The sequence below is a fragment of the Methylomonas sp. MED-D genome, from assembly GCF_050276835.1.
Taxonomy (GTDB): domain Bacteria; phylum Pseudomonadota; class Gammaproteobacteria; order Methylococcales; family Methylomonadaceae; genus Methylomonas; species Methylomonas koyamae_A.
The window spans coordinates 4,401,951-4,420,950 of sequence record NZ_CP189965.1; the positions used below are offsets into that span (position 1 = coordinate 4,401,951).

4 protein-coding genes are annotated in these 19,000 nt (G+C 54.9%); all 4 read right to left on the reverse strand.

Translation table 11 applies throughout. The annotated features are described in order from the left end of the window. Nucleotides 1-26: 26 nt before the first annotated feature. The 4 genes from ACQE3E_RS19715 to ACQE3E_RS19730 all read right to left on the reverse strand — a co-directional run bounded on the left by ACQE3E_RS19715 (nucleotide 27) and on the right by ACQE3E_RS19730 (nucleotide 18,995). A complete protein-coding gene (locus ACQE3E_RS19715; protein ID WP_427500985.1) occupies nucleotides 27-7,703 on the reverse strand; it encodes an amino acid adenylation domain-containing protein in 7,677 nt (2,558 codons plus the stop codon). A 79-nt stretch (nucleotides 7,704-7,782) separates the two neighbouring features. After that, on the reverse strand, nucleotides 7,783-8,583 hold the full coding sequence (locus ACQE3E_RS19720; protein WP_139306186.1) for a class I SAM-dependent methyltransferase: 801 nt from the start codon (nucleotides 8,581-8,583) through the stop codon (nucleotides 7,783-7,785). Between the two features lie 99 nt (nucleotides 8,584-8,682). Continuing rightward, the gene (locus ACQE3E_RS19725) at nucleotides 8,683-13,347 is read right to left on the reverse strand and encodes a non-ribosomal peptide synthetase (RefSeq protein WP_313730584.1); all 4,665 of its coding nucleotides are present in this window, start codon (nucleotides 13,345-13,347) and stop codon (nucleotides 8,683-8,685) included. Then, nucleotides 13,344-18,995, reverse strand: a complete 5,652-nt coding sequence (locus ACQE3E_RS19730; protein ID WP_313730583.1) for a polyketide synthase — start codon at nucleotides 18,993-18,995, stop codon at nucleotides 13,344-13,346. The genes ACQE3E_RS19725 and ACQE3E_RS19730 overlap by 4 nt, the downstream gene beginning before the upstream one ends. Nucleotides 18,996-19,000 lie beyond the last annotated feature (5 nt).

The window sequence follows — 19,000 nt, forward strand, 5'->3', positions numbered from 1 at the left end:
AACTCCTCTTTTGTTGTTTCATCCGTTCAGACGACCTTTTGCTGGCTGCGGTCCCGCTTAACCAGTTTTGGCCCCGCCTGACCGGCCTTTTCGATTGTCGACAATCTTTCGGCCAACAAGGCAATGGTCGGTGCTTCGAAAATTAGCCTTAACGGCACTTCGATCTGCAATTGCTTGCGGATTAACGCGACGATCCGCGTCGCTTTTAACGAATGTCCACCCAAATTGAAAAAATCGTCGCAAACACCAATAGCTTCGTTATTCAAAACCTGTTGCCAGATCGCCAACAGTTCTCGCTCCGTTTCATTGCGCGGGGCGACTTTCAGCGCCGATGTCAATGCGAAGGGATCGGGCAATAGAGCGTAGTCGACCTTACCGTTTTTATTTAACGGAAATTCGCCGACCTCCATCCAGACGTCCGGCAGCAAATAGCGCGGCAAGCGCTCAGCCGTTGCCGCCACCAAGCCGTCGCGATCGAACGCGCAACCGGACTTGACAATGACATACGCCACCAAGGTGTTATCGCCGCCGGGATCTTTAACGGCCTGCACCAGCACATCCCGCACCGAATCCTGCGCCTTAATCGCCGCCTCCACTTCTTGCGCCTCGATGCGGTAACCCCTTATCTTGAATTGCCTATCGGCACGACCGAGAAACTCCAAACTGCCGTCCATTCTCATGGAAACCAAATCACCGGTCGCATACAGCCTGCTGCCGGGCCTCTTGGCATAAGGATGGGGAATAAATGCCGCAGCCGTGAGTGCCGGCTTGCGGTAATAGCCGTAAGCAACTCCCTCCCCCGCGACATACAAGCGGCCTAGCGCACCAATGGGTTGCAAGCGCAGTTCGCTATCCAATACCCAAGCCTCCGAATGGGCAATGGCCTTGCCGATGGGCACGCTAGCTGCCAACGCGGACGCTTGAGTTATCCGCTGACAACAACTAAAAGTGGTGTTTTCGGTAGGCCCGTAACCGTTAACAAAGGTCGCGGCAGGAAAGCGCTGCAATAGGCGGCGCACGTGTTCCGCCGACACCACGTCGCCGCCGGCTAGCAACTGCCGGACGCTGGCCAGGTTCTCGAGCTGTTCGTCGACCATCTGCTGGAACAGGCCGGCCGTCAACCAAAGGATCGTAATGCCTTGCTGCTCGATATAAACACCCAGCTGTTGCAAGCTGGGTTGGTCTTGTTCCACTACCGATAATTCCGCGCCATTCAATAACGGCGCCCAAATTTCGAAAGTCGAAGCGTCGAACGACAACGGCGCAAACTGCAAGAATTTGTCTTTTTCCGAAATTGTCACGTAATCGCTATCGACGACCAAACGAATCACGCTACGCTGACTGACAAAAACCCCTTTCGGTTTGCCGGTGGAACCGGAAGTATAGGAGACATAAGCGACGGCCGCCGACGGAATCACTCGCCGAGGAGGCGTTTCGCCGAGGTCTTGATTTATTGGCTCATAGGGGTCGAAGCCCTGCACGCCGTTGAGTTCGAATCCGCCGCGCTGAATCGATAGACGCACGCCAGCATCCCGGCATAATGCCTCGGCCCGTTGCGTGGGAAGATCCAACTCCAATCCAAGATAAGCGGCGCCAGCCTTAATAATGCCGAGCACGGCAATAATCCGCATGCAGGACCTCGGCAACGCAACCGCGACGATGTCGCCCGGCTTGACACCAGCCATCGTTAAACGTTTGGCGATATGATTGGCCTCGGCGTTCAGCTCGGCGTAACTGTAACGGGCATCCAGACCGCGCAAGGCAATTTTTTCCCCGCAACGCGCGGCAGTTTGCTCGAATAAGCCGGCCAAATCCGGCGTCGGCAGCGGCGGTTCAATCCCGGCACTGATCTGCGTCAGCCAAGTCTGCTCGGCGACCGTCAGCATTTTCAAGTCGGCTATACGTTGCTCGGCGGATTCGGCCAAACCGTTTAACAAGCCTATGAAATGCCGCATCACTTGTTGCAAATAGCTTTCCGCATAACGGGCTTTGTTGTACAGACAAGTCAACCGCCATGGCCGACCGGGGCTGATGACGACGGTCAAATCGTAGTGGGTCTGTTCCCTGGTTTGCACATCGGTGACCGTTAATTCGGCCTGACTATCGCCTTCCTCGGCTTGTAGATGATAGTTTTCGAACACCAACAAGTGGTCGGGCGCACCTTGTTTAGGCTGGCTCTCCGCCATGGTTAAAAATTGGTAAGCCTGGCTGCTGCTATTGTGTTGGTGCAAACGGTTTAACAACACAAAAACCGGTTCCGCTTCGTCAAACCTAACCCGCACCGGCACCGCATTAATCAACAAACCCACCATCTGCTCGATATTGGCGATGGCGCTCGGCCGGCCCGAAACCACGGTGCCGAAAACCACGTCCCGCCTGTCGTTATAGCGCCCGAGCAAGATGCCCCAGGCCGCTTGCATCAAGGCATTGACAGTAAGCTTATAGCGTTTGGCGGTCTGCTGCAGCCGCTCCGGCAAATCGGCCGGCAGCGTTTGCTTGAATTCGGCTTGGCCTTGCTGTTGGGTGGGATGAGACGGCAATGCGGCCACTTCGTCGTAGCCTTCCAGATAATCAGCCCAGAATCGGCCGGCGGCCTGTGTATCCTGCTCCTGCAACCAGCGCAAATATTGGCTGAAGGGCGGCGACGCCGGCAGCTGCGGCTCGGCATGACTTAGAATGCCCAAATAAAGCCGGGTCATTTCGTTCATCAAGATTCCGACACTCCAGCCATCCAATAAAATATGATGAAAACTCCAAACCAAATACCAGCGCTGGTCGGGTAAGCGAATCAGCTTAACCCTCACCGGCGCTCGTTCGGCTAAGTTAAACGGCTGCTCCAAATCCTGTCGTAAATAATCCGCCAAGCTCCGCAATGCCTTTCCGTCCTCGCGCCAATCTTCCACGCCAAAATTCGAGTCGGCGTGCTTCAGCACGATTTGCAAGGGTTTACGCGCTTGGTCGTCGACGAATACCGTGCGTAATATGCCGTGCCGCGCAACCAACTGCTCCCAAGCCTTGCGGTAGCCGTCGCAGTCCAAGGCCCCCTGTAAACTAAAGCTGATCTGCTCGTGGTAAGCACTGGAAGCGGGTTCCCGTACGGCGTGATAGAGCATGCCTTCCTGCATCGGCGTCAACGGGCAAACATCGCCGAGGTTTTGCCGGTAAGCACTCAGCAGTTCGTCCAATTCATCAAGGCTCAAATTGCCGTGGCAAAGATCGGACGGCGTCGGCACGGCTAAGGTTTGCCGCAGGCAATGATCTATGACCGCTTCTAAGTTTTCTTTGTATAAGCGGCTCAAGCGCTGCATGGCATCTTCGGCAAACAAATGCCGGTCATAGCGCCATTCGATACACAAGCGATCTTCCAACACCATCGCACTGAATTCCAAGGCGGCGGGCCTCATTCCCTGCCCCGCGACCGCCGCGCCGACGTCGTTGCTCAAGGCGCGATACAGGCCGGCGTCGTCGTTGCGCTCGAAACGCCCCAAATAATTGAACACCAAGTCCGCGGCAAACCCCAAATCAGCCGCCGACCTTAATTCGGCCGGCGTCAAATAGCGCAACACGCCGTAACCGATGCCTTTATTGGGCACGTGTCGCAGATGTTCTTTCAGCCAGCGAATTTGATAACTTAAATCCCGATTCGGCTGCTTTTCCAATACCACGGGATAAAGGGAGGTAAACCAACCGACGGTCCGACTAACATCCAATTCCGGCAATACTGGTTCGCGGCCGTGACCTTCCAGCAATAACACCGTTCGGGTCAAACCGCTCCAGGCTTCCAAGGCCGATAACCAGGCCGCCAATAACAGGTCTTCGACCCGCGTGTTATAGGCAGCATGGGCTTGCTGCAATAATTGCCGCGTCCGGTCGGCGCTTAATTGAGATTGATGGCTCAGCGCATCCTGGTAGCAACAAGCTTTTCCGGACCAGGAAGCGGCGCTTTTACTAGCCGATTGCGCACGCCAATAGGCTAAATCGTCCAGCAAGGCCGGCTGCCGGCTATAGCGCGACAAGCCTTCCGCCCAGTCGGCATAACTATCGGTTTGCCGAGGCAGTTCATGCACTTCCCCGCGGCTCAAGGCATCGTATAAGGCGCTGAAATCTTCCAATAAAATGCGCCACGACACACCGTCGATCAGCAAATGATGCACGACTATCAATAAGCGGTCGGCGGCCGGGCATTGGTACACCACCAAGCGGATTAACGGCGCTTTATCCACCTCGAAACTTTGCTGCACGACGGCGGCATGCGCGACCATGGCCGCTTCGACGTCCGCCGCCGACAACAGCGAAACCGCTTGCACCGCGATGCGGCAGCGATCCTCCGCTAGAATCTCGGCTGCCATGCCTTGCTCTACCGAATGAAAACAACTGCGCAAGGCCTCGTGGTGTTGCAATAACTGCTGCCAAGCGCGCTCCAGATAGGGGATTTGCCAACTTCCGCTACACGCTTCCAGCAAGGCTGTGTGATTAAAATGATGGGCTTGACTGCCCTGTTGCTCGAAAAACCATCGTTGTATCGGCGTCAATGGCAAACGACCGTTGAGCTGGCGCGTTTTGTTTTCGACGGACAGCACTTTTAACTGCGGCGCTAAAGCCTGTATGGTCGGGTAGCGGAACAAATCCTGAACGTCGATTCGATAACCCTGCTTACGCAATTGAGACACCACCCGAATCGCCTGAATCGAATCCCCGCCCAAGGCGAAAAAATCGTCTTGCACGCCGACATGCTCTTGTTGCAACAGTTTTTGCCAAACTTGAACCAATAAACCTTCTTCCGCCGTTTCGGCCGCCAAATAAGGCTGGTCCGCCGCCGTTTCGGGTGCCGGCAAAGCCTGCCGGTTTACCTTGCCGTTGACCGTCAACGGAAACTGCGACATATACACAAAGCAGCCAGGCACCATGTAAATCGGCAACTGTTTGGCGACCAGCTCCCTTAATTCGGCGGTTTTTAACGCCTCTCCGGTCCGTGTGAGGTAATAAGCAACCAAGGTTTGCTGGCCTTGCTGGTTTTCGATCAGCATGACCACGGCTTGTTCGATAACCGACTCCCGTAGCAAGGCTTGCTCGATCTCGCCCAATTCGATCCGGAAGCCGTGGAATTGGACTTGTTGGTCCAGACGTCCCAAATACTCTAGCTCGCCATCGTCCAAATAACGGCCGCTATCTCCGGTACGATAAAACAGCTTATCCAACCCTAATTGGGGTAAGTGCACAAAACGCTGAGCAGACAGTTCGGCCCGGTTCCAATAACCCAAACACACCCCGGCACCACCGACGTACAACTCGCCGGGCACACCCGGCGCAACCAATTGGCCGTAACGGTTCAAAAGATAAACCGATAGATCCGGCAAGGGTTTGCCGATCACGCTGCCGGGTAAACTGATTTGCTCGGGGGCAATTTTTTTAAAGGTGACGTGTACGGTGGTTTCGGTGATGCCGTACATATTGATCAATTGCGGCCGGTCTCCGTAGGCTTCGAACCAGGGTTTCAACTGCTTGAACTCCAGGGTTTCGCCACCAAAAACCACGTAACGCAACGCCGATAGCTTGACGGTGTGTTGCCGGTCGACATCGATCAACTGTTTGAACGCGGTCGGCGTCTGGTTCAGCACCGTCACCTGTTCCCTGCCTAACAAGGCATGAAAATCGTCCGGGGAACGGCTGATCCAATACGGCACGATCACTAAACGGCCGCCGTAGGCCAGAGCCCCCCACATTTCCCAAACCGAAAAATCGAAAGCGTATGAATGGAACAAACACCAAACGTCGTCGGCATTGAATTCGAACAGCGTATCGGCCGCCGAAAACAAGCGGGCCATATTGCCATGGCTCACCAACACGCCCTTGGGCTGGCCGGTGGAGCCCGAGGTATAAATCACATACGCAGGACTATCCGGCCTTGCCTGCCAATTCGCCGGCAAATGGGTTGCGGCGTTCAACTCGGCGACAGCCACTGTTTCCAAGCGTGGCGCCACATCCGTCAACTGAACGGCTTTGTCTTGCGTCGTCAACAGCATTTTGATCCCCGAATCCCCGGCGATGAAACGCATCCGTTGTTCGGGCAACAATGGGTCCAGCGGCACATAAACCATACCCGCTTTCAATACCGCCAACACGGCGACCACCAACTCCAGGGAGCGATCGAAGCATAAGCCGACGAAATCCCCGGCCGTTAAACCTAGATCGTACAAACGCCGACCAAGATGAGTAGCATAAGCGTCCAGCTCGGCATAACTACACTGTTGCGCTTCGTAGCTCAATGCAATCGCGTCGGGCGCCGTATGAACGGCACGTTCGAAACGTAACAATAAGGCATCGAAGCTAAAGCAGGTTATACCTTGCTCAGTCTGTTGAATAATTGCTTGCCGACCTCGCGCGTCCAACAACGAAATTTCCGCTAATTTCGCTTCCGGCGATTCGATAATTTGCCGCAAAATTTGGCATAAATGCGCCTCGATGTAGCGATGCATATCGGCTTGATACTCCGAGCCGTAGGCCATTTGCACCTTAATGCCGCACTCGGCGGGCAAAAACTGGATGTCAAACGGATAATGAGTGCGCTCGATCACCTCGTTGGCTTGCACGCTTAATTCGGCATTCTCTTGAGCCGACATCTGCTTAAAGCGTTCGTCGAGCGGAAAATTTTCCAAGGTCACATGGGTGCTGATCAGGCGGTTTTGCAAGGGGTGTTGGCTCTGGATGGTCGAAAGCAGCGAATAATGATGCGCCTCCGCCTCAATCGCCCGCGCCTGAATAGTCAACAATAAGTCCCTAACGCTGATCGTCGGCGTAAGCAACACTCTGACCGGAATGGTATTGATAAATAAACCGACAATCCGCTCGACATGGTCGATCTCGGCCGGCCGGCCCGACACCGTGGTACCGAATACCACGTCCTCGCTACCGTTGTAATGAGCCAACAATATGGCCCATGCAGCGTGCAAGATGCTGTTCAAGCTGACTTGAACGGTCTTGGTCAAGCCTTGAATGCCGTTAAAAATGGCCTCGGGTAATAGAAAAGACGCTCGAATACGACCGGAATTCTGGAATGAAGAAGTCGAAATAAACGGCAATTTCACTTCGTCTTGATAGTCCGCCAGATAATCGCGCCAAAACGCCAAAGACTGTTGCTTATCCTTTCCTTCCAACCATTTCACATACTGTGCGAAGGGAGTCGTAAACGGCAATTCGCTATTTGGATTCGCATAGAGCGCGGTACATTCCGCCAATAGAATCCCTAAAGACCAGCCGTCCAAAATAATATGATGGTGGGTCCAAATGACCTCGGTCAAATCGTCCCGCAACTGCAACAAGGTAAAACGCGTCAGGCAATCTTGCTGTAACCGAAATCCGCGTTTACGGTCTTTCAACTTAATTTGCCGGCGCCGCTGTAATTGCTCCTGCACCTCTAAATGGCGCAAGTCGATAGTCTCGAAAACCGGGGATTGTTTTTTCAAAATCACCTGTAACGGTCGCTCGGCTCCGGCATGAAAGAACAAGGCCCGCAAAATTTCGTGACGTTCGAATAATTTGTCCCATACTTGGCTGAATCGTCGCGGATCGAAGCGCCCATTTAACAAATAGGCAATCTGCTGAATATAAGAATCGTCCTGATTAGATAAGGCGTGAAATAAAAACCCTTCCTGTAAAGGCGTCAACGGATAAATATTCGCCACATTTTGTTTATCGACAGCCAAGGTACAAATCCTATTTATTATCTAATATTCAAGATGACCGACATTAAAAACCGAAACACATTCCGGATGGTTTATCTCGTCAATGCTTATCGATCAGGCGCAATGCGCTTTCAGCAATCGACTTTTGATCCCAATCCAGAAAATGTTCTTTGAACGCCGTTATTTTTCTTATTACGGTATAACTATTTTGGTGTAACTTATACGGCTCAAAAAAGCTGAGCAACTCAAAATCAGAAAATTGACTCACCTGTTTTAACTTCAGTTGCTTAACAAACATTGCACACTTTGGGCAGCCGTTAACCGTATTATGAAAAATCATTAATCCGCCATTCGGATTCACAAGCGGCCAGTATTCATCGAAAAACGCTTCATAGTCCAATGCATCATTCCAAGCCAGATCAATAGGCAGATGCGATGGCGCGATAATCGAACTATGATTAATCGCCGACGATTTCGACAAAGTCATAAAGCGCTCCAAACCCAAGGCAGTCAATGCCTCCATTACCTTCGGAGCGGAGCTATATTCCTCGGAGAAATCATCAAAAGCATAAAGCATGGGCTGATACTCTGGCTCATAAAACCTGGGATCGGCACCGGTCGGCTGCGCTAAAAACCAGTCTCTTTGAGATTCAACGGTGTTCGCAACTTGATGAGCCTCTCGAGTTTTAGCGATTAACAAAGGCCGTTCTCGGTCAACGTCCTGCTGATTATCTGAAAGCGCTTTGACAATGAAAGGCGTTGTATAACCCATGCCAAATTCCACTACAGACCTAGGACGCACGCTGCGAATCAAGCTATAAAGTAATGGCGCTAAATGCTCCGTGCCTGATAAAGGACTATAGAGCGAAGCTGTTCCAGATATAAACCGAGCATCTAACATAGATTTCGTCCACTTTTAATTTTAGATGCTTGAGTTCGCTCTTGAAACAAACACTCTATTAAGGCCAAAGGCTAAACAAAATAAAAACGTTAAAGCGGTTTATATTTGCGCCAGAAAATCGTCCAATTGATTGATATCAAATCCATCGTAATCGATATCCGACGGCGTCAAGGATTGCGCCTTGCAAGTGGCGGCATGATCGATAATCGCCAATAAAGCCTGCTCGAACGCCGCCGCAAACTCGCCTACCCGTTCGCCGCGATACACCTGCCGGGGATACGCTATTTCAAACATTAATCGACCTGCCGCATGCCGACCGACAAATTCGATCAAATACGGCGTCCGTGCATTGGGCGACATGATGGCGCCGATGTTTTCATCGGTGTAAGTAAAGCGGCCCCGACTATGCTCACCGAACTGGCCCAGATAGTTAAAACTGATCGCGGGGTCTTGGAATGAATGCCGGTTTGTAGCATCGTCCATATAGCGAACCAAACCGTAACCCAGGCCCTTGTCGGGAATTGCGCGCAGGGCTTCCTTGACGGTTTTGATCAAATACCCCAAATCCCGATTGGCGGGATATTCCAGGCTAACCGGATAACGCGTGGTAAACCAGCCTATCGTGCGGCTAAGATCCACATCGTCCAGTACATCCCGGCCATGCCCTTCCAATATCAGACTCAGTGCCGAATCCCCCGCCCATTGGTGATAAGCCGACAGCAAGGCGGCCAGCAACAAATCGTTGGCTTCCGTACCGTAGGCATGGTGGACGCCGGTCAAAAACCGCTCGCTATAGTCTTCATCGAACTCGACCTTAACGATGTCAAGGTCTTGATATTTAACATCCAGACCGTCCAAACAAGGTGACAAAGTTTGCCGCCGCCAATAATCGTGTTGTTCGGCGATGATCTTCGCGCCCTGTTGCCGCAACTGCTGCATCCAGACACTCAACGACGTGGTCTGCGGCGGCGCTTGCCAAGCGCTGCCTTGTTGATAAGCGTCATCCAGCTCTTCCATCAATATCCGCCAGGATACGCCGTCGATAATCAAATGGTGCGCCAGTAATAACAAGAACTGCTTGTCCGGCAGCCGGTAATATACGGCTTTCAGTAACGGCCCGACCGTCAAGTCGAACGACTTTTGCAGTTCGGCCGCATGTGCGCTTAAGTCCGCCATCGAAGGCAGTTCCAGCTCGAAAAAAGCCAGGCGCTCGCCGTCGGCATAAAACTGTCGCCACTGCCCGTCTTGGTATTGGTAGCGCAGCAAAAACGCATCGTGACCTTGGCAAACCTGCAGCAGCGCCTGCCTAAGACGCTCGGCATCCAGCGCTTCGGTTTCCAATAAAAAAGCCTGGTTGAAATGATGAAAATCGCAGCCGTGATACCTAAAGAAATGCTGCTGAATCGGCGTCAACGGCAGTTCGCCTTCGGCCTTGTCCAACACTTCCGCAACTGCCTTGAGCGGGCTCAATCTAGGCGCCAATCGGCTTAGCGACGGATAGGCAAACAAATCCCGCACTTCCAGCTTCCAACCTTGCTGCCGCAAGCGGGAAACGATCTGCAAAGCCTTGATCGAATCGCCGCCGGAGGCGAAGAAATTATCCTCGCGGCCGATGCCGTCCAGCCCTAACACCCCGCACCAGACTTGCGCCAGCAGGCTTTCGCGCTCGCCCTGCGCCGCGCCGCCCAGTTCGTCGCTCAGACGCTGCGCCTCGGAACATTTCGGTAAGGCTTTTCGGTCGATTTTGCCGGAAGCGTTGACCGGCAAACGCTCCAACACCACAAAATGCGCAGGAATCATATACTCCGGCAGTTGCTTGGCCAGGCCGGCACGCAAATCGGCAAGGCTGGGCTTGTCTTGCACGACCAAGTAAGCGACGATCTCGACCGATTCGCCCCGATTGACCACGGCCACGGCTTGCAAAACACCGGGAAGCTTAAGCAATTGGGCATCGATTTCGCCCAACTCGATACGGTAGCCGCGAATTTTGACTTGTCCATCCAGGCGGCCCAGAAACTCGATTTCACCGTATCGATTGACCCGCCCTTGATCGCCGGTTCGGTAATAGCGTTGGCCGCCATCCGCCGGCACAAAGCGCTCCGCGGTCAATGCCGGTCGTTGCCAATAAGCCAATGCCAACGCCCTGCCGCTGATCACAATTTCGCCGGCCAAGCCGTCGGGCTGCCGGTTGCCGTAAATATCGACGATTTCCACCTCGGCATGGTCCAGCGCGCTGCCGATACTGACCGCGGCGGCGGCGTAACGGCGCTGTAGATCGACGCGATGCAGCGTGGCGTCGACGGTACATTCGGTCGGGCCGTAGACGTTGTAGATTTCCAAGCGGCCGCCTTCAGAACCGCTCGCGATTGTTTCAATGAGCGGCGGCGGTAATGCCTCGCCGCCGACGATCAATTGTCTTAACCGCAAATCGCCGCGCTCGGCCAAACCCGCCTCGAGCATGATTTGCAACAAAGTCGGCGTGCAATCGCTTAAATCAATCGCTTGGCTTTGCAAAAAAGCCAACAACATCGGCCCGTCCCGCCGCGCTTCGTCGTCGCAAATATGCAAACAATGGCCCTGCAGCAGCGCGGCGAAAATCTGTTGCACCGAGGCGTCGAAAATAAACGAGGCCATCAACGCGACATTCATCACCTCGCCGCGCTGACGGTAAATCCGGTCCGTCAAAGTGCCGACCAAACCCAGCACGGATTGTTGGCTGATCAACACTCCCTTGGGCTGGCCGGTCGAACCGGAGGTATAAATCAAGTAAGCCGGCGCTTGCGCGGGGACGTTAGGCATTGGTAAAGAACTGGCCGGCTGCTGCAAATCCCGGCAATCGATATGCGCATACGCCGGAAACAGGGATTCCCGGCCCACCACGGCGGCAACCTGAGCGTCCTGCAAGATAAATTCGATACGCGCCCGCGGTAAGGTCGTTTCTAACGGCAAATACGCGCAACCGGCTTTTAAAATGCCGATCAACGCCACCAGATAATCGTTGCCGCGCGGTAAATAAATCGCCACGATAGCGCCGGGCCGAATGCCGGCCGACGCCAAGCGCCAAGCGAGCGCCGCGGCCCGATCCGACAATTGCCGGTAGGTCAAGACCTGCCGCCCGTCGTTCAAAGCCTTGGCCTCGGGAGTCTTCGCCACCTGAGCGTCGAATACCGAAATCAAATTTTCTCGGCCCGGCTCGGCAAGACTAGGTATACGGCCGCCGCGAGGTTCGCACAGCCGCACATCGGCGACCGCCACGTCCGGGTTTTCCACGATGCCTTGCAATATTTTGCTGTAATGCAGCACCATGTTTTCGATTGTCGGCGCATCGTACAAATCGGTGCTGTATTCGAACACGCCCTGTATCCGGCCTTGTTCCAAGCCCAACTCCAAGGTTAAATCGAATTTGGCGGCTTCGCTAGGCAAGGGTTCGCGCTGCATGGTCAGCCCTTTGAGCGCGACGTCCGCTATCGGCGCGTTCTGCCAAAGAAACATGATTTGCACCAAAGGATTGGAACCGAAGTCCCGCTCCGGTTTCAGTGCTTCGACCAAACGCTCGAACGGCACATACTGCAAATCAAAGGCCTTAAGACAAAAATCCTTAACCTGCGCCAACAGCTCGCCGACCCGGGAATTGCCGTCGATACAAGCGCGCAACGGCAGGGTATTGACGAAAAAGCCGACGACAGGCTCCAGGCCCGGCAGGTTGCGGTTGGCGACCTGGGTGCCGACCAACAAATCGTCACGGCCGCTATAGCGCTGCAACAAGATGAAATAGGCCGTTAACAACAATACGAAAAGACTGACGCCTTGGCTGTCGGCCAAGCGCTCCAACTGTCCGCTCAACGCCGTATCAAGCCGCAGCGGACAAGTTGAACCGCGGTAACTACGCGCTTCCGGCCGACTTTTACCGGTAAGCAAATCCAGGCGGTATTCGCTACCCGCCAAGAGCTGACACCAACGCTGGACACCCTGCTCGATCAAGGCATGCTGCCTTGGCCTTTGCTGCCATAACGCATAATCCCGGTAACGAACAGCAATGTCTTCCTGATGGGGTTCGCTGCCGTCCATATAGCGTTGATATGCCAAACCCAATTCCCGGCTTAAAATACCCATCGACCAGCCGTCACCAATAATATGGTGCATCGCCATTAACAACACCCATTCTTGGTGGCTATAACGAATCAGTCTCACCCTGGATAGAGGGGCATGTGCCAGATCGAAGCGAATCGCAGCCATCCGACTTTTAGCCTGCGCCAATAAAGCTTGTTTTTCGCTGTCGGGGTAAGCGGAAATATCCTCCACTACCATCTCGAAATCCAAAGCCTCGGCTATCGTTTGCAGCGCCACGCCGTCGTCGTTTTCTTTGAATGAGGTACGCAGGCTTTCATGACGGCGAATCAAATACGCGAAACTGCGGCGCAACTTTTCGACGTCCAAGTCGCCCGACAAGCGGCTGGCCATCAGGATATTGTAGGTAGGCGTCGCACCTTCCAATTTAAACAAAAACCATAGCCGCTGCTGAGCCATGGACAAAGGCACGACATTAGCATCGGCAAAGCGGCCCAACGGTTCGTTCAACGCACCTTTGCTGTCCTCCGCTTGCCGGAGCAAGGCCGTCAATTCGGCCTTGTTGGCTTTCAACAGCGCCATGGTGTCCGGTGTCATGGCGCCCTTGGCCGCTTTAAAGCGCAGTTCCCCTTGCTCTAAATAAAGCCGGATGCCTTGTTGACTTAACTGTTCGAGCAAATCGGCAACCGAGCTCAAATCACACCGCCTTCGTATTCGGATTCGTCGTCTTCGTTTTCATCCTCATGCACAACCGACAGGCGTATCGCGGCTTGCAGAGCCTGAATCCGGTCGGCCAAGCGGGCGATGGTGCTGTATTCGAAGACCAACTTCACTTCCAGGTTCATATTCAGAAGCTCTTTGAGTCGCGATACGACCCGAATCGCAATCAAGGAATCCCCGCCCAACGCTGCGAACTCGTCGTGTATGCCCGGCTGGGCGACGCCGAGCACATCGGACCAAACCCCGGCGATCAATTGCTGGATTTCGTTTTCCGGCGCGACATAGCGCTGGGCCAAATGCGGCCGCTGGTGGCCGCTTGGCCGAGACTCGGCGGCGGATTCCACTGTCGACGGACTCAGCTCCCGGCCGCGCCCGGTTCGAATCAACAGCTGACGGTAGCCCGACGCCAACGCTCTACGCAGGGCTTCGCAACCTTCGACATCGCTAATGCCCCCTTGCAAAATAGAACCTGAGCTATCGGCGACCCGCCGTTCGAACGCGACCGCTTGACCTATGCTTTGCCAACGGTCCCAGTCCAAGGCATAAACCCTGCCCAAGTCATGGCGACGGCAATAATGGGCAAAAGCATCCAAATAGCTGTTCGCTGCGGTATAGGCGATATTTCCCTGGCCGCCGGTGATGGCATTCAGCGACGAAAATAAGGCGACAAAATCCAATTGCTTGAAATCCAGGCATTGCTGCAACACCTGGGTTCCGACGACTTTGGGTTGTAACTCGGCCAAAGAGCGCGACTGGTCTTGCAGATCAATAAAGCCGCGGCTATCGCTGGCGGCAATATGGAAAACCCCATCCAAGCCACCGTAGGCCGACTGGGCTCGCTCAACTGCGATTTGCATGGCTTGACTATCACAAACATCGGCCGTGCAAACCAGCACTTCGGCGCCGATTCTTTGCATATCCAGCAAGCTGTCCATGGTTTCGCCCTGCGGCCTGGCGCGGGTATGGCCGCCTCCGGTTGCAAGCCGTCTTTGCCCCGGCGCCCGACCGATGACCAAGCAACAATCGGTTTTCACCCGCGCCTCGGCTTCACCCGGGAACACCGCCACATCGGCAAACAAACCGCTATCCGCCAGGACCCCGTGCCAAGCATCCGGACTCAACAGTGGCGTCGTGCCTGCCCGCAGTTCGGTATCGTTAAAATACCACCAGCCCTCGGCCAACCCCCACACCATCTCGTACCAACGTGGAATCGGCGGCGTTTCCACCAAACACAACACCCCACCCGGCTTCAACAAGCGGCTGAGTTGCGTAATGGCTTTGCCAACATCCGGCGTCGCATGCACGACATCCAAGCCGTAAATCAAGTCAAAACTTTGAAACTCGAAACCTTGGGCAACCGGATCCTGAAAAATATCGAATACCGCAAAGCGCATGAAATCAAAGCCTTGCGCTTGCGCTTGTTGCTGTACTTTCAGCACAAACGACTTGCCGATATCGGTGAAATAATATTCAACCTTCTTGCCCCGCAAACTGGGTGCGATCTGACCGGTGAGCACACCGCTGCCGCCGCCGACTTCGAGTATCCTGACGACGCCATCGGAACGGTCGAGGATGCGATGTACTAAATGTTTTAATAACTGGTAATAAACCCTGTGATTGGAGTGTTCGATGGTTTTTTTACCGGTTTCCGAAATCAGGCTGCGGTCGCCGTCCGGATACAGCACGCCGATCGCGGCTATTTTGCCGGACAAGGCTTCGGCAAAATGGGCCACGCAGTGCGCCACCATTTCGCATAAGGGCTTAAATCCCGGATAATCGCTATCGATCAGACCTTCGAGTTGCCGAATTTCACTGGGCCAATCGCTAGGTTCATCTGAGTTGAAACGAAAAAGCTCGCCCTGCCAAACGATCAAATCGTCTCGTTGCAAAATTGCCAATAACAGGCCTAAAAATTTGTCGAATTTGGTCAGCACTTGCAAGTGAGCGCCGACCTCACTAACGGTCCACCACTTGCCGCCGTAAGGCGGGATGCCGGACTGCGCGAAGAAATTCAACAAATGCAGACTGCATAATTGCTCCAGCGCCTGCTGCAAGCCCGGAAAATCATCCAAGCCGGGAATCCGCAACTCGGCTATCAGCGTTCGCTCGGTCTGCGTCAAGTCCGCGACCAGGGCATGAAAATCCTTGCTATCGTTTAATTCGATGACAGACGGCCACAGGCTGGGATCCGGAAACGTTTGCCGGCTGGTCAACAGCAATCTGGCTTGATACTTACGCGCCAAAAATCCGGCCAGCAACATACCGATACCGCCCAAGCCGCCGGTAATCAAATAACGACCGCCGCGTTTCAAAACATCCTGGCTGGGTTCCGGCAATTCCAGGCTTTCGAGCACCGGCTGCCAATAATAACCGTTCCGCCACGCCAACACCGGATGCTTGGGATGCAAGGCCAAAATTTCCGGCCGCACCGTTTGGCCGGCATCGAGATCGACCAAACGGCACTGCATGTGCGGATATTCCTGCGGCACGACTTTAACCGGGCCCAGCAATAAAGCCTGTAACGGCGACAGCGCTGTTTCCGCGCCGCTCACTTCGAACAAGTCGCGGGTGACGACGCTGATGCGGCACGGCGTACCCGGCGACAAGCGCTGCCATGCCTTGCAAAAATTCAGCAAGCCCAGATAAGGCTCGGCGTAAGATGCTTGGCTCTGGTGCCAGGCATACACCACTTCCAGCACCTGGCCCGCCAAGCCCAAGTCGCCGATTAAACGCTCGAAATCGTCTTCCCGGGCCGGATTTAAAGTACAAACTCCATCGCTGACAGTTCGGTAATTCGCCGCCATGTTTATTTGGCGCCATGGTTGCGAAGCCGCTTCCAAATCTAGTCCTTCGGCGCCGACAAACGCCAAATAGCCGTCCGCCGCCGGCAGATCGGTTGTCGGCGGCAACAAGCAGCGCTGCCAATTAACCGTAGAGAACCAATGGCTCAAATCCGCGCTCTCGTCCCGGCAAGGCGCTTGGCTATCGGCTGTTCTCGCCTCGACCCAGTAACGCTGGCGCTGAAAAGGATACGTCGGTAGGGCCAAGCGTTGCCGCTGCTGATCTTGATAAAAACGCTGCCAATCGACCGCGATGCCGGCGCGCCAAAGCTCGGCAACACAGGCCTGTAAATCGGAACCCGCATCGGCCAAGGTGCCCAAGGCCGCTTGTCCACCTTGCAACAGCGGCTTGGCCAAGACCTGCAAGGTATGTCCGGCACCGACTTCCAATAACAGCAATTGCCCGAATTCGGCGCACAGCGTCTGCAAGCCGTCGGCGAAACGCACCGGTTTCAGCATGTGTTGTTGCCAATACGCAGCCGACGAATCGGTCGCATCGTACCAGCCACCGCTCAAGTTGGAGACAAAGGGAATGGCATTGGACTGCAGACTAAGCGTTTGGAAGGACTCGGCAAACTGGTCTGCCGCCGTCCGCATCAACGGCGAATGGAAAGCATGGGACACCGCCAAGGGATGATAGGCAATGCCTTGCTCTTTCAGGGTCGGCAATAAGCGATCGATGGCCGTTTGACTGCCGCTTAACACGCATTGGTTTTCGGCATTCACCGCCGCCAACACCAAGTCTTCAGTCAACCAGTACCGGCATTGCGCTTCCGTCGCCCTGACCGCCAGCATACCGCCGGGCGGCGCTTCCGCCATCAAGCTAGCGCGTTCCGCCACCAGCGTTAAAGCCTGTTCCACGCTAAATACCCCAGCGAGACAGGCCGCGACGTATTCGCCCAAACTGTGGCCTATCATCGCCGCAGGTGCGATGCCCCAGGAAATCAATTGCTTGGCCAAGGCGTATTCGAAAACAAATAACGCCGGCTGAGTATGTTCGGTTTGCCGTAGCCGCCACTCCGCCTGTTGCTCCTGCCCAGGCTCTGGAAACATCAAAGCCCTTAAATCCAAATCCAACAGCGCTTGTAAATAGTCGCAGCAAACGTCCACTTCCTGCTTAAACACCGCTTCGCTCTGGTAAAGAGCCAGTCCCATGCCGGCTTTTTGCGTGCCCTGGCCGGGAAACATAAACACCAGCGCCGGTTTGACGGTCGCATCATAGCCTTCCTCCTCACGGCTCAAGGCTTGCGCCGCTTGCTGCAGGTTTTCCGCCAACACGAACCGCCTTAGCGGCAGTTCTCGGCGACCGACCGCTAGACTATAAGCCACATCGGCCAGCGACAATTCTTTCCGCTGGGTTAAATGCTCGGCCAGCGACACCGCCAGCCGCGCCAAGGCTTCCGGCGATTTGGCTGATAAGGGCAGGATTTGCCGCGCTCCGCCGGCGTCGGCGGAATGCAGGATTTCGGGGGCTTCTTCCAGCACCACGTGAGCGTTGGTGCCGCCGATACCGAAAGAACTGACGCCAGCGCGGCGCGGGCACTCGGTCCGCGGCCAATCCTGCAACTGTCGGTTGACGTAGAAAGGACTTTGCTGGAAATCGATGTTCGGATTGGCTTGATGGAAATGCAGCGACGCCGGAATTTGCTGGTGCCGCAACATCAATGCCGCCTTGATCAAACCGGCGATGCCGGCCGCGGTATCCATATGGCCGAGATTGGTTTTAATCGAACCCAACGCGCAATATTGCTTTTGCTTCGCCCTGGCGAAAGCCTGTTTCAGCGCGGCCACCTCGATCGGATCACCCAGCGGCGTCGCCGTGCCGTGGGCTTCGATATAACCGATACTATCGGCCGATACGCCCGCCACGGCCAGGGCTTCCGCAATAACCGCCGCTTGGCCGTTGACGCTGGGCGCGGTAAATCCCAGTTTATCGGCACCGTCGTTATTGACCGCCGAGCCTTTGATGACCGCATAAATCGTATCACTATCCCGTAGGGCATCCTCCAGGCGTTTGAGCAACACCAGCCCGGCGCCGCTGGCAGGCACCGTGCCGCCCGCCTGGGCGTCGAAGGCCCGGCAATGGCCGTCCGCCGAAGGAATTCCGCCTTCTTGGTAGAAATAACCCGCCCGTTGCGGCACCAATAACGTCGCCCCGCCCGCGATGGCCGCGTCGCATTGATAATCCCACAGGCTTTGGCAGGCGTAATGCACGGCAACCAGAGAGGTCGAGCAGGCCGTATTGACCGCGACCGCCGGGCCTTTCAAATTCAATTTATACGCCAAACGGGTGGCGGCAAAGTCTTTATCGCTGCCGATCAGCATTTGGTAAAAATCGGTCGATTCTTTCAGCCGGTAATCGCTCAACAAATGGCTGAGCAAATAGATATTCATGCCCACGCCGACATAAGCGGCAATATCGCCTTCGAAGCGGTCAGGGTCTAATGCAGCCCTTTCCAATAGCTGCCAAGCGCATTCGAGCAAGACCCGTTGCTGAGGGTCCATCAATTCGGCTTCGCGCGGCGTGTAACCGAACAAATGCGCATCGAAATTTTCGATGCCTTCGATCATGCCTTTGGCTTTGACATAAGCCGGCTGCGCCAACTGCGACGGCGAAACACCGGCGGCAAGCAGTTCCTCGTCGGAAAAAAACCGTATGCCCTCTTCGCCCTGAATCAACAAGCGCCATAAGTCCTCGATACCGTCCGCTTTCGGAAAGCGGCACGCCATGCTGACGATCGCGATCGGCTCCAATTCGTTTTCCGCTGACTGTTGTTCGTTCATGGTTG

Excerpts from the sequence above, each read along its gene's own strand:
- ACQE3E_RS19720 (WP_139306186.1), bottom strand. The coding sequence starts at position 8,583 with ATGTTAGATGCTCGGTTTATATCTGGAACAGCTTCGCTCTATAGTCCT.
- ACQE3E_RS19730 (WP_313730583.1), bottom strand. The coding sequence starts at position 18,995 with ATGAACGAACAACAGTCAGCGGAAAACGAATTGGAGCCGATCGCGATC.